This is a genomic window from Methanofervidicoccus sp. A16 (genome assembly GCF_003351865.1).
Lineage (GTDB): Archaea > AGJL01 > Methanococci > Methanococcales > Methanococcaceae > Methanofervidicoccus.
In genome coordinates this window covers 704446-716891 of sequence record NZ_CP022242.1, presented here as the reverse complement: position 1 = coordinate 716891, position 12446 = coordinate 704446, and the positions used below count along the sequence as shown (strand labels likewise).

Genomic DNA, 12446 nt, shown 5'->3' with positions numbered 1-12446 from the left:
AATACTCTAGTTCCCATCATAAGAATAGTTTAAAAAATAGTAAAAAATAATTATAAAAATAAAAAATAAAGAAATGTTTAAAAAACAGAAAACTCCTATCATCATCAGATACAGCATTTTAAAAAGAAGATTGAAGAAGAATGATCCTCTGAATATCTTCTAATACAGGAATTCAGAATAAGATCTCATAATATTATCTAAAGATTCGGAAAGATCCTAAGGGTATTTAATAGTTTTTATATATAGATTTTATACTAGTTATTTTAATTATGATTTTTATTATAATAATTATCTTTTTATTATTCTTTAATCACTACTGATGGGAACTAAGGTATTAAAAGGTGTTATATTTCAATATTTTTCTAGTCCTTTTTTATTATTTTTATTATTTAAATCATTACTTTAATGGAATTATGGTTATTCACTTTTTTATTTCTATCCCTTCAGAATTATTTTATTGTTATTACTCTTAAGATTTTTATTATTTTTTATTATGATTGTTATTTTTATTATTCTTCTAATCACAATCATAGTTATTATTTTCTATTGTTTAAAAGATTCTACTAATCTACCGTTATTTTAAATATCAACTTACCACCTTCCCTCAACCTCCTAACAATCTCCCGATCTATATCCTTAGCACTTTTATTCGCTGAGATCATCAAAGTCCTTGGACAGATGTAGGTACTCTTTCTAATTACTATATCAGTGGGGTGATTTAGGATAAGATCTTTATGTCCCTTTCCTACGATAACCTCCCTTAGTTCATCTACTAAGATCTCAACAACTATTCTATCGGCATTTCTTAGCCTCTCCTTGAAATCCTCTGGAAAGTCCAACATGGATTTATCTGCAGATATTCCGATTATACAGTCTCCAGTTGATGTTAAATAGTTCTCTTTTGTAATCTCCAAGGTGGTTTTATGGGTACATTTAACATTTGTATGCCCTCTTGCAGTAATAACGAAGGTCTTCATCTTTTCACCTTATAAAGAATAATATAACAACTAGAGAGTTTTTAATATAATAATAAATAATAATTATAACTAAAAAATAATTAAAAAAATAAAAAATCAAAAAAGATAGTCTCTGTTAATCTTTCTTTTTGAAGAGTTTTTATTTTTTTATTGATTAATTTTTATTTTAATTATCATAATTATTAATAACCTCCTTATTATTACTGTAATTGGAATAGATTTTAAAATAGGGAAAAATATGTCAATAACAGAATTAGATATAATAAAAACTATTATAGATAACATAACCTACAGGGGAGATGTAGTAAAGGGAATAGGAGATGACTGTGCTGTTTTTAAACTGGGAGATGCCTATTTAACAATTACCACAGATATGATGTTTAGATCCACCCATTTTCCAGATATCCTCACACCTTTTCAGATAGGGATGAGGGTAATTACTGCCACTGTATCAGATATATGTGCAATGTGTGCCAGGCCCTTAGGTATAGTGGTGTCTATGGGACTCCCTAAAATAGATAGGGATTTTCTCTTAGAGTTGATAAGGGGGATAGATTACGCATGTAGAAAATACAGTTGTCCCATAGTTGGTGGAGATACAAATAGGGCTAAAGAGTTAACACTCTGTGGTACAGCGATTGGAATAACAGATAACCCTGTATATAGGGGAGGAAATGTTGGAGAGGATATAATGGTAACCTACGATATAGGTAGAGTGTTTTGTGCCTTGGAGATCCTCAAGATGAGGGATAAGGGAGTGATAAGTAAAAAAACCTTCTACAATCTCTGGGAGGAGTATCCAGATATTATGAAAAAACTACTAGAGCCCAGTGCAAGGGTGAGGGAGGGGCTGATCCTGAATAAGTATGTAAGTTCCTGCTGTGATGTATCAGATGGACTTAAAAAGGAGTTGTTCTATATTGGCAACTTTGAAGTATCTAGTAAGAAACTCTTAAGAGTTGTACCGAAGGATGTTATAGAGTTCTGCGATAGGTTTCAGATAAATCCTATACATGCTGCTTTGAACAGTGGGGAGGAGTTTGAATTACTTTTTACGACGAAGAGATGTGATGATGTTGTTGAAGTGTTGAGAAGGGAGTGTAACGGGGAGGCTAAGAAGATCGGGAAGGTTATAGAGGAAGGTTGTTATATAGACGGTGAGGAGTTAGAGTTAGGGGGTTATATTCACAGTTGGGAGTAAGTCATGGTAATAGATATTATGATACTTTATTAATTATAATAGAAGTGAAAATAAATTATAATAATCTAGTTTATATTAAAGGTGAATTGATGATCTCCTTAGGAATTGAAAGTAAGGTTAAACCTATATCAGAGGTTCTCTCAAAGATACCCCTTCAAGTTTGGAATGAAATAGTTAAAAAAGAGCCAGAATGGATCTATATGTATAAATTCCTTGGAAAATACGGATTTGGGAGATTTGCAGTCCTTATGACTGTTGCAGGTTTAAACGACTATCAACTTAAGGGGAGGGCTGAGGTGGCGTACTGGCCACCACTAAGTGCTCTACTTGAGAAGAAAGAGGTACCTAGATCTCCTCTAGAACTGATGTATATTCTGAGAGAGTTCTACTCGAAGGAGCGTTTTTCAAATAGGAAGATCGAAAGACTGAAGAAATTCCTTATAAGTAGTTTAGCCCAAGATCTTTGGACTTCTAAACCAGAGGATGTGGCGAGGGATTTTGTTAATATCTGGTACAGATTAGCCGATACAATGAGACAGGATATAAATGCAAAAACTATAACCTTCGCAATGAAGTGTCTCGGGATTTCACTTCTGATGGTTGGTGAGACAGATTTTTCCTTTGAGGAAATACCTATTCCAGTTGATTACAGGGTTAGGGAATTTACTGAGAGACTTGGGGTTGCAGTTTGGAATGATGACGATATTAGATACTTCTGGACTTCTGTTCTGGAGGAGTTGCGAAAGAATGTTGATGTAAATATGATCCATCTAGATTCTCTGGTATGGCAGATAGGTGTTCTTGATAGGGTTGGAATTGTAAGGTACTTCTCGGAGTTAGGTGTTGAAGATGTAGGTAGGGAACTTGCGGAGGTTTTAAGATGGGTGAGGTTGTGTGTAGTTCCATGTGGTGGTTTGAAGATCTGAGATTAATACCAGATGTAGGTCCTGGGAAAGTGAAAAAATAATAAAATTATAAAAAAGTAAGAAACCTAAAAAGGATAAAACAGAAATCTTATTCTATTTTTTTCTATTTTTACCTTAATTATTTTAATTATTATTATTTTTTTAGTTTGCTAATATTTTTTACCCTTATATAATTTAAAACCTTTTTACACTAAAAATCAGTGATACCATGTATAGCCTAGGTATCAACAAAGACATTATAGATTCTATATACAAAGAAGGGCACCCTATAGCCCAGTACGGCTTATATATGAAGAGGGCAAAACCTTACAAAGTATTTAAAATACCTGTTGACTGTGGGTCAATATGTCCAAATAAGGATGGTACGTTAGATACTGAAGGTTGTATATTCTGTCCAAAGATGGGCAGGCCCATAGGTGTAAAGTACTGTAATAGTAAGTACTCTCTAAAATATCAAATAGAAAAACAGATGGAAAATCAGAAAAAGAAGGGAGTAGATAAGTTCTACATCTACTTCTACCCTGGGACAAACACCTACGGAGATCCTGAAAGATTAAAGGAATTATGGGATTTCGCCCTATCCTATTCAGATGTAGTGGGGCTCTCCATAGGTACCAGGCCAGACTGTCTAAGTAGGGAAATTTTAGATATTTTGGAGAACTATGTAAAGAAGGGATACGAAATCTGGATAGACTTAGGTATTCAAAGTTTCCATCAGAAAACCTTGGATCTTATAAATAGGAAGCATGGAGTATCCCATATTATAGGGGCTATATTAGAGTGTAAAAGGAGAGGTATTCTCGTATGTGGGCATGTTATACTTGGGCTACCAGATGAAACCTGGGAGGAGATGATAGATACTGCAGAATCCCTCTCGAAGTTGGGGATAGATGCCCTTAAGATATATCCCTTAGTCGTAGTTAAAGGTACAAAGTTGGAGGAGATGTACTGGAAGGGGGAGTATAGAGCTTTAGATAGAAAACAGTATATAAAAATTCTCTGTGATTTCTTGGAGCATACTTCTCCCTACGTACTTATACAGAGGGTTTCGAAGGACAAGGTACCTGAGGAGATAAAGGTATCTCCAGAGTGGAATTTAAGTAGATTATCTATACTCAACGATGCTATTAAGGAGTTTAAAAGGAGAGGTACTAGACAAGGTGTATATTATCGGGGATAGTATGAGATACGAGGTAGTGATCACCTGCGCCTTAGATGGGAGATACAATAGGGCCCCTATAGGAGTATATTTTAAGGATAGGGAAATTAGATTTCATCTATATGAGGGATCCCATACCTACCATATACTGGGGATTGAGGATTACTTTGTAGTGAATATTACCTCTCCCTATCTTATAGCCCAGTCTGTATACGACGATGAGGGAGATTATAGTACTGTGAAGTATAAGGGTATTAGTCTTCCCTACCTCTCCGATGCCTATAAAATATACGTTGTAAAGGTTGTTAAAAGGAGGTTTGTAGATATTAGGGACGAGTATGGAGATTCAAAACTGATGGCGATCCAGGGGGAGATTCTCTTGGAGAGAGGTATAAACAATCCGCCTGTAATACCTTACTCTAGGGCAGATGGGCTCATTGTTGAGATGGCTGTACTCTACTCCCGGCTAAATATTGTTGATGGGGAAAAAAGAGAGGAGATGGTTAGGAGGATGGAGGAGTACTTTAAGATCATTAAAAAGGTTGGAGATGGGAGGTATATTCAACTGGGGGAGAAGTTACTTAAGGGTATTGATTAGACTTCTTTAAGAAAAAGAGTTAGTGAAACCCTAGTTCCCATCAAGATTGTAATTAGAAGAATAATAATTATCATAATAAAAAAATAATAAAAATCTTAAGAGGAATAATAATAAAATAAACCTTCATTCCCATCATAATAAGATTTAGATAATAAAAAAAATAATAAAGTTAATAATAGCAACCTGTTAGGGAGGATCTACTCCACTTCCATAGTATGTTGGAGTATCCCAAGAGATTATCTTTTATTTTGATTTTATACCTTCCCTTTTATACTTTTATTATAATTAACTTTTTTATTATAATTATTGTTCTTATCAGAATTTTTTGATGGGAATTGGGGTTTAGTGAAATTCTTTCTGTTTTATCAGTATTCAATGGTATTCCACAAACAATGGCAGATATATTATTTTTCGAAACATTTGAATATTCAAAACTAATCAATATAATAAAAATAATTATTATAAAAAATTAAAAAATAAATAAATCTTAATTGATTGAACCTCAAACTACAATAATGAGATTTCAACATCTCCAAGAGAACCTAGATAAATCTTGAAATAATAAAAATAGGGATCTCTAAGATATTAAAATCCATCTAAAAAGTGAGTACATTCCAAAAAAAAATGGGGCCGGGACCGGGAATTGAACCCGGCTCAGGGGATCCACAGTCCCCCAGGATAGCCACTACCCCACCCCGGCCACATATACCTATAAAAAAAATGGTGCAGGGGGGGGGATTTGAACCCCCGAACCCCTATGGGACAGGATTCTAAGTCCTGCGTCTTTGGCCAGGCTCGACAACCCCTGCTGTATAAAATAATAATTTATAAAAAAAATATGCCCCAGTCGGGATTTGAACCCGAGTCGCAGGCTCGAAAGGCCCGCATGATAGGCCGGGCTACACCACTGGGGCTCCATGGTGGGACCGAAGGGATTTGAACCCTTGACCCCTCGGTTATGAGCCGAGTGCTCTGACCAGGCTGAGCTACGGTCCCTCAATACAAAAAAGATAAAAACTAGTTATTTGGCGCCCCCAGCAGGACTCGAACCTGCGACCTACGGATTAACAGTCCGTCGCTCTACCTACTGAGCTATGGGGGCTCTTAACATTACATGTTGTTTGCACAATAAAAATTTACTTTCTCCTATATAAACTTTTCGGCGAAAAGTATATATATCAGTTGTGTATATTAGTAGGTGTGTGTAATAGAGCCGTGGGAAGCCGTGGTAGTTCAGCCTGGGAGAACGCTGGACTGAAGATCCAGTTGTCGGGTGTTCAAATCACCCCCACGGCACCAATTTATTTTTTATGTGTAATAATCCATATATCTAAATATTTGAAACTATTTTTTTACGGTGAAAGTGTGAAAAAAATATGTGTATATGGAAAGGGCGGTATTGGGAAATCCACAACTGTGTCAAATGTAGCCGTTGCACTGGCAGAATCAGGTAAGAAGGTTATGGTAATCGGTTGTGATCCAAAGGGAGATTCTACAAGGAATATAGTGGGAAAGAAGATACCCACTGTTTTAGATATCCTTAGGAAAAAGGGAGAGGATATACAATTAGAGGATGTTGTTTTTAAAGGATTTCAAGGTATCTACTGTGTTGAAAGTGGAGGTCCTGAACCAGGAATAGGATGTGCAGGGAGAGGGATAATCAAGGCCATAGAGATACTGGATAAGTTAAAGGTGTTTGAAACTTTGGAGCCAGATATAGTAATCTACGACGTATTGGGGGACGTTGTATGCGGAGGCTTTGCTATGCCCCTTCAGAAACACCTGGCAGATGAAGTTTATATAGTGACAACCTGTGATCCTATGGCTTTGTATGCTGCAAACAACATCTGTAAGGGAATAAAGAGGTACGCCCATAGAGGAAATACTAGATTGGGAGGTATTATATACAACGGTAGAAGTGTAGTAGATAACATCTCCATAGTCTCAGAATTTGCTTCAAGGCTAGGTACAGAGGTTGTGGGGTACATCCCAATGAGTGAGATTATAGTGAAAAGTGAGATACGTAAAAAGACTGTTATTGAGTACTCTCCTGATCACCCTCTAGCCAACATCTTTAGAGAGTTAGGTAACAGAATTCTTAATAACAGTAGGAAAGTAATTCCCAACCCTCTATCAGAGGAGGAGTTAGATGAGATATCTGGGAAGATAGAAGAGTTGATGGAGAAGAGTGTATGATTTTAAAATATTTTCTCTATTGGGATAATTAGCGTTCCTATACATCGAACAAGGAGAAGGTTTGTAAATCTATTTATTAACGTTATTCTATTTTTATATTATTTGATAAATAAATTGAAATAACCTTAGTTTCCCACCAAATAGTAATTAAAGAATAATAAAAAGATAATCATTATAATAAAAATCATAATGAAAATAATCAATATAAAAACCTTAATTCCCATCAAAGTAATGATTTGAATAATAAAAATAAGAATAATAAAAAAAGACTGGAAAAATATTGAAATATGATACCTTATAATAAAATATTATACAATATAATATATAATAGCAACCTGTGAGGAAGGATCTACTCCAATTCCATTTGGTATCTTAGAGCGTCCTAGAAAGATTATCTCTTATTTTGATTTTAATACTTCTTTTTGTACTTTTATTTTTATAGTTGTTATTGTTTTATTTTTTATAATTATTGCTATTCTTATCAGAATTTTTTTTTGATGGGAATAGGGTTCAATATAAAAACTATTAAACATTCTAGGATCTTTCTGAACACTTAGGTAAGATAGAAAATCCTATTCTGGTACCCACTATATTTAAAAGATATACAGAGGATCGTTCTCCTTCAATCTTCTTTTTAAAATTTTTGTATCTGGGGTGATAGAGGTTTTCTGTTTTTTAAATATTTTCTTTATTTTTTATTTTTATTATTCTTTAAAACTATCCTTTAATGGGGGAACTAGGGTATAAAATAAATTTTAAAAACTGTTAAAAAGTCAGGAGATTATTTTTCTATTATTATCAATATTAAAAGGGTATGGAAATATACTCCCTAACAAGGCTACAATTATAGATATCATTGAAGTATGTTCCTACAATTTTCTATTATTTTTAATTACCTAATTTAATTTTTTTAATAATCTTCGTTATATGTTAAATTATTTAAAAACGATAGCGAGAATAGAAATAAATTAGACGATATAGGCCAATTTCTCTCTTTAAAGTTTCTATAAAACCTATTTAACATATAAAGAGTTTTTGTATTTGCTTTTAGCAAATAACAAGGATCTGAAGTTCCCTATTTAATATCCTTAGTAAGAATTTAGATTAAATTTAATAAATTTTTAATTAAATTAAATTTAAATAGAAAATTATTTATATTACGAATTTGGATTAATTTATTATAAACCTCTATTCTAATTCCGAGGTGATATCTTGCACGTAATGGAGGGGTTTCTACCACCAATGTGGTGTGCAATCTGGTATATTCTCTCAGGTATAGTGGTAGGATATGGGATTATAAAGATAAATAAACTTGTTAAAGAACAGCCAGAGGTAAAACCTCTGTTAGCAGTTGCAGGGGCATTTATGTTTATACTGAGTTCCCTTAAACTGCCCTCAGTTACTGGAAGTTGTTCCCACCCCTGTGGTAATGGATTAAGCGCTGTACTCTTTGGTGTACCGATTACTGCTGTTTTAGCCACTGTTGTACTACTCTTCCAAGCGCTACTGTTGGCCCATGGTGGACTAACCACTTTAGGAGCAAATGTATTCTCCATGGGTATTATGGGTCCCTTGGGGGGTGTAATAGTATGGAAAATTCTCAAGGGTAAAATAAACTCCACATGGGCAGTTATGTTGGCAGCCATTGCTGCAGATTGGATAACCTACGTTACCACATCTGTACAACTTACACTGGCATTCCCGGGAGATAATCCAGTAAATACGTTGATGACATTCCTGACAGTATTTGCCGTTACCCAGGTACCTCTTGCAATCGCAGAAGGATTATTGACGGCGCTACTCTGGGACAAGATAAAGGAGTTGAGGCCAGATATACTCTTGAAGTTAGGACTTATCGATGAGAGTGAAGTACCTCACTACGCCCAAGTAATGGAAACTGGAGGTGCTGAATAATGGAAACAAAACACATCCTCATGATTTTAGGAGTTATAATTCTAACTGTTATCCCATTTCTAATGTATCCAGGTATGGGGGAAGAGGAGGGGCTCTTCGGTGGAGCAGATGGTGAAGCAGAGGAGGTGATAGTGGAGATAAATCCAAACTATGAGCCCTGGTTTAGCCCAGTATGGGAACCACCAAGTGGTGAAATAGAGTCCCTTCTCTTTGCCCTACAGGCTGCAATAGGTGCCATTATAATAGGGTACTTTATAGGGTACAACAAGGCTAAGATAGAGTTAAAATCCTAAAGGTTTAATACTCTCTTTTTTATTTTTTATATTATAATTTATAACATATCAAACTACTATTTTTTAGGTGAGTTAAATGGAGATGAATACTATAGACCATATAGCCCATAATAACAGGTTGCGTCACGTCAACCCTAAGTTAAAGGTGTTATTTGCACTATCTATGCTTTTGATCACCGTCTTTTCAAAATCCATCATAGTACCTCTAATTATAGCCTTTATCATGATAACCTTAACTGTTTTCATGGCCAAGGTTCCACTGAGGATATATATACCTCTTTTAGGAGCCCCCATAGGGTTTGGAATACTTACAGTGATCCTAATGGGTTTTATATACTCTGGTGGTGATAAACTACTGTCTATAAAAATCTTCAACTTCGATATCTCTTTCTACAGTTACGGTGTAAATTTGGGACTGTTGGTATTCAGTAGGATGTTAGGAGGTGTTGCCTCTACCCTCTTTTTGGCACTGACCACTCCTATGACTGAACTCTTCTATATCTTAAGGGAGTTAAAGGTTCCATCTACCCTCTTAGATATTGCAATGATGATGTACAGGTATGTTTTCCTCTTACTTGACGAGATGATAAGGGTGATGAACGCCCAAAATACAAGGTTGGGCTACAAGGATCTAAAAACCACATATAAGTCCTTAGGTACATTGGCAGCCATTCTCTTTATAAGAACCTGGGAGAGAGGAGAGAGGTCCTTTGTTATGATGAGTTCCAGAGGGTACAACGGAGATTTAAAACTTCTAAATAAAATAAAATCTCCAAGTGTTAAATATTTACTATTAATAATCATCCTAGATTTAAAATATAGTTCTAATAGTAATCTCCTACTTAACGGCAGATTTTAGAGTGATTGGGTAGAAATGGAGATGATAATATTTTTAATATTAATAATAATTAAAATTAAATAAAATAAAAGTAAATTAAAAAGTAAGATGGATAAAAAATAAAACTTGCCATCATTCTTTAAATGCTTTGAAGTACTAGAAGGGCAGGATGGGTTCTGTCATCCCTTATTTTATCTCTTTTACTAATTTTTATTATTGAATATTCTCCAACGCCCTGTAAAACCTGTAGAATAACGCTCTGGATTTTTTCAATTTAGCATTCCCAATCTTTAACAACATCTTAAGGTAATCCCTATCTACCAAGATACGTCCATCTATACCAATTGGAGCATCTATTTTATAGGTACTTACTATCTCTACTATAACTCTACTATCTGTTATAGACTTTATAGAGGAGGCTTTTAAACCACTGTGGATGGCGAGATCTAACAGTTTCTTCGCAGTAGGGACATCTCTAGAAGCCACATGGAGGATAGGAGAGTTCATTACAAAGACCAACATTTCAAAATCCTCAGATTTTCTGTCTAAAGCCTTAAATAATTCCTCCTCATCTCCGTAGTGGTGCCACTTTCCAAGCCATCTAGAGTATATCTTGGGATTTTTGCCCTTTGGAAACTCCATTATACCACATCTTCCAATACAGGAACTGGTGGTATAATAGTCTTCCATTTCGTTTATCCTGTTAAGGAGGTATAATATCTCTCTATCTACGAGATTCTTCTCTAAAGCCTCTTTCAACTTTTTCATGGCTTTTTCCTTACTCTCCTGGAACATGATAACACTTTTTAAATCTTTTAAAACTTTATAGTTAAATCTATCGTTTATAGGTGGACTAAAATCGAAAAGAATGGGATCAACAATAAAATAAAAAATCTTGAAATTGTTAATTGGAAATTGTTAAATATTATAAGGGAGGATCTTAGTCCTAGTTCTCATCAAAAAGATCAAATATATCGTTTACTAGGTAAAAAATAACGAAGAAGTTATTTAAAAATAAAAAATCCTATATATCTTTTTTTTATATTATGATAGAATTTCTTATTTTATTCCAGTATCTAAGAGACATTTAAAGAAGTAGATTGTGGATATTCTATTTTAAGGATTTTTTCTTTTTAGGATTTTTATTTTTAATTTAAATTTTAATTTTATTTTTTTAATTTACTACTTTAATGAGAACTTAAAATGGAGATCTTACTCTTTTATTTATTAGAATAATTTTAAATAACTAGAGAGAGAAAAGGATTCTTTTTATACTTTGTTCCTTAGAAGTGTTTTAATTCCATTACAATATTTTATGGATAAAACCTTGTTAAAAATCTTTAAATAATAATTATAAAAGAGAAAATAAGATAAATATAAAGTGATTGGATCATTATAAACTCTTATAGTACTTCTCCAAGGGAGGAACCACCTGTTTCTTCCTAGACATAACACCTTCTAAGTAGATACTTTTCCCATCTACCTTCACATTAAAGGCTCTCTCAAACGCCTCCTTATTACCTACAACCAACACTTCACTTCCCTCTCTCATTATATCGGTTATAAGAAAGAGTATAAGGTCGTAACCCTCCTTAAGTTTCTCCTCAAGGAGTTTGTATATCTCCTCTTTTTTCTCCTGGATCTCCTCAATGTCTATTACTTCAACCTGTCCGATACCAACCTTCCTACCGTTGAAGTTGAACTCCTTGTAGTCCAATTTAACGATCTCTTCAGGTTTCATCTTACTTACTGTAGATTTCGCTCTAAGTAACTCCATACCGTAACTGTGTATATCCTCTATTCCTGCAATCTCTGCAAGTTTTTCTCCTATTTTTCTATCTATATCTGTAGTGGTTGGAGATTTAAAGAGAACTGTATCTGATATTATTGCAGAGAGGAGTAGCCCTGCCAGATCAGGTTTCAACTCCTTATTCTTACCTCCTATGAGATCCATAGCATTTTTAAAGTAGAGTTCTCCTATTAACGTGGCGGTGGATCCTACAGGTTTTGCAAGGTATATTATAGGCTCCGAGGTAGTTATACCTACCTTGTGGTGGTCCAAGATACCTACAAGTTTTCCTTTCTCTAAGTCCTCTAAAGTCTGAGACCTCTCACTGTGATCCACTAGGAATATCTCTTTTCCTTCTGCAGATCTTATTAACTCTGGTTCCATAACTCCAAATCTCTTCAATACCAACTGAGTCTCTGGATTTATATCACCTAACCTTGCAGGAACTCCTTCTAAGAAGTAGGCTAGAACTATGGCGGAACATATACTGTCTGTATCTGGGTTCTTATGTCCTACTATGTATAACATCCTATCCCCTCAATTTTTGTAGTAATT

The 12446-nt window shown here is 34.5% G+C and carries 11 protein-coding genes and 6 tRNA genes; 9 read left to right on the top strand and 8 right to left on the bottom strand.

Features of this window, described 5'->3' with window-relative positions:
- Positions 1-563 precede the first annotated feature (563 nt).
- Complete coding sequence (locus CFE53_RS03425; RefSeq protein ID WP_148120487.1) at positions 564-977, bottom strand: DUF371 domain-containing protein; 414 nt, start codon at positions 975-977, stop codon at positions 564-566.
- Positions 978-1221: 244 nt separating this feature from the next.
- On the opposite strand from CFE53_RS03425, the gene thiL reads away from it, so the two are divergent.
- The 4 genes from thiL to CFE53_RS03405 all read left to right on the top strand — a co-directional run bounded on the left by thiL (position 1222) and on the right by CFE53_RS03405 (position 4861).
- Positions 1222-2178, top strand: a complete 957-nt coding sequence (thiL, locus tag CFE53_RS03420) for a thiamine-phosphate kinase (protein ID WP_148121145.1) — start codon at positions 1222-1224, stop codon at positions 2176-2178.
- An 89-nt stretch (positions 2179-2267) separates the two neighbouring features.
- Positions 2268-3104, top strand: coding sequence for an N-glycosylase/DNA lyase (locus CFE53_RS03415; protein ID WP_148120486.1), 837 nt, complete (start codon positions 2268-2270; stop codon positions 3102-3104).
- Positions 3105-3312: 208 nt separating this feature from the next.
- Complete coding sequence (locus CFE53_RS03410) at positions 3313-4284, top strand: TIGR01212 family radical SAM protein (protein ID WP_148120485.1); 972 nt, start codon at positions 3313-3315, stop codon at positions 4282-4284.
- A gap of 1 nt (position 4285) precedes the next feature.
- Complete coding sequence (locus CFE53_RS03405; protein ID WP_148120484.1) at positions 4286-4861, top strand: DUF447 domain-containing protein; 576 nt, start codon at positions 4286-4288, stop codon at positions 4859-4861.
- Positions 4862-5486: 625 nt separating this feature from the next.
- Here the strand turns inward: CFE53_RS03405 and CFE53_RS03400 are convergent.
- From CFE53_RS03400 to CFE53_RS03380, 5 genes are all read right to left on the bottom strand, one after another.
- Positions 5487-5561 (bottom strand) — tRNA-His (locus CFE53_RS03400).
- Positions 5562-5582: 21 nt separating this feature from the next.
- Positions 5583-5670, bottom strand: a tRNA-Leu gene (locus CFE53_RS03395).
- Positions 5671-5700: 30 nt separating this feature from the next.
- Positions 5701-5775, bottom strand: a tRNA-Glu gene (locus CFE53_RS03390).
- Positions 5776-5779: 4 nt separating this feature from the next.
- Positions 5780-5857: transfer RNA gene (locus CFE53_RS03385), tRNA-Ile, on the bottom strand.
- A 30-nt stretch (positions 5858-5887) separates the two neighbouring features.
- Positions 5888-5963 (bottom strand) — tRNA-Asn (locus CFE53_RS03380).
- A gap of 120 nt (positions 5964-6083) precedes the next feature.
- Here CFE53_RS03380 and CFE53_RS03375 point away from each other — a divergent pair.
- From CFE53_RS03375 to cbiQ, 5 genes are all read left to right on the top strand, one after another.
- Positions 6084-6160, top strand: a tRNA-Phe gene (locus CFE53_RS03375).
- Positions 6161-6226: 66 nt separating this feature from the next.
- Positions 6227-7057: a nitrogenase iron protein gene (nifH, locus tag CFE53_RS03370; RefSeq protein WP_148120483.1), complete on the top strand. Its 831-nt coding sequence runs from the start codon at positions 6227-6229 to the stop codon at positions 7055-7057.
- A 1212-nt stretch (positions 7058-8269) separates the two neighbouring features.
- Entirely contained in the window at positions 8270-8971 is a 702-nt protein-coding gene (cbiM, locus tag CFE53_RS03365) for a cobalt ECF transporter S component CbiM (protein WP_148120482.1), read from the top strand.
- Positions 8971-9264 carry an energy-coupling factor ABC transporter substrate-binding protein gene (locus CFE53_RS03360; protein WP_148120481.1) on the top strand — a complete coding sequence of 98 codons (294 nt, stop codon included), beginning with the start codon at positions 8971-8973 and terminating at the stop codon, positions 9262-9264. The genes cbiM and CFE53_RS03360 overlap by 1 nt, the downstream gene beginning before the upstream one ends.
- A gap of 76 nt (positions 9265-9340) precedes the next feature.
- Positions 9341-10123 (top strand): cobalt ECF transporter T component CbiQ, encoded by a 783-nt coding sequence (gene cbiQ / locus CFE53_RS03355; protein ID WP_253254774.1) that lies wholly within the window; start codon positions 9341-9343, stop codon positions 10121-10123.
- Positions 10124-10315: 192 nt separating this feature from the next.
- Here the strand turns inward: cbiQ and CFE53_RS03350 are convergent, their stop codons facing one another.
- Together CFE53_RS03350 and CFE53_RS03345 are read right to left on the bottom strand one after the other, a co-directional pair.
- A complete protein-coding gene (locus tag CFE53_RS03350; RefSeq protein ID WP_148120480.1) occupies positions 10316-10897 on the bottom strand; it encodes a hypothetical protein in 582 nt (193 codons plus the stop codon).
- A gap of 598 nt (positions 10898-11495) precedes the next feature.
- Entirely contained in the window at positions 11496-12419 is a 924-nt protein-coding gene (locus tag CFE53_RS03345; protein WP_148120479.1) for a manganese-dependent inorganic pyrophosphatase, read from the bottom strand.
- Between the last annotated feature and the right edge of the window lie 27 nt (positions 12420-12446).

What these genes read in the sequence shown, in the direction of transcription:
- CFE53_RS03425 (WP_148120487.1), bottom strand. Translation starts at nt 977, where the DNA reads ATGAAGACCTTCGTTATTACTGCAAGAGGGCATACAAATGTTAAATGT.
- CFE53_RS03415 (WP_148120486.1), top strand. Translation starts at nt 2,268, where the DNA reads ATGATCTCCTTAGGAATTGAAAGTAAGGTTAAACCTATATCAGAGGTT.
- CFE53_RS03405 (WP_148120484.1), top strand. Translation starts at nt 4,286, where the DNA reads ATGAGATACGAGGTAGTGATCACCTGCGCCTTAGATGGGAGATACAAT.
- cbiQ (WP_253254774.1), top strand. Translation starts at nt 9,341, where the DNA reads ATGGAGATGAATACTATAGACCATATAGCCCATAATAACAGGTTGCGT.
- CFE53_RS03345 (WP_148120479.1), bottom strand. Translation starts at nt 12,419, where the DNA reads ATGTTATACATAGTAGGACATAAGAACCCAGATACAGACAGTATATGT.
- CFE53_RS03360 (WP_148120481.1), top strand. Translation starts at nt 8,971, where the DNA reads ATGGAAACAAAACACATCCTCATGATTTTAGGAGTTATAATTCTAACT.
- CFE53_RS03350 (WP_148120480.1), bottom strand. Translation starts at nt 10,897, where the DNA reads ATGTTCCAGGAGAGTAAGGAAAAAGCCATGAAAAAGTTGAAAGAGGCT.
- CFE53_RS03410 (WP_148120485.1), top strand. Translation starts at nt 3,313, where the DNA reads ATGTATAGCCTAGGTATCAACAAAGACATTATAGATTCTATATACAAA.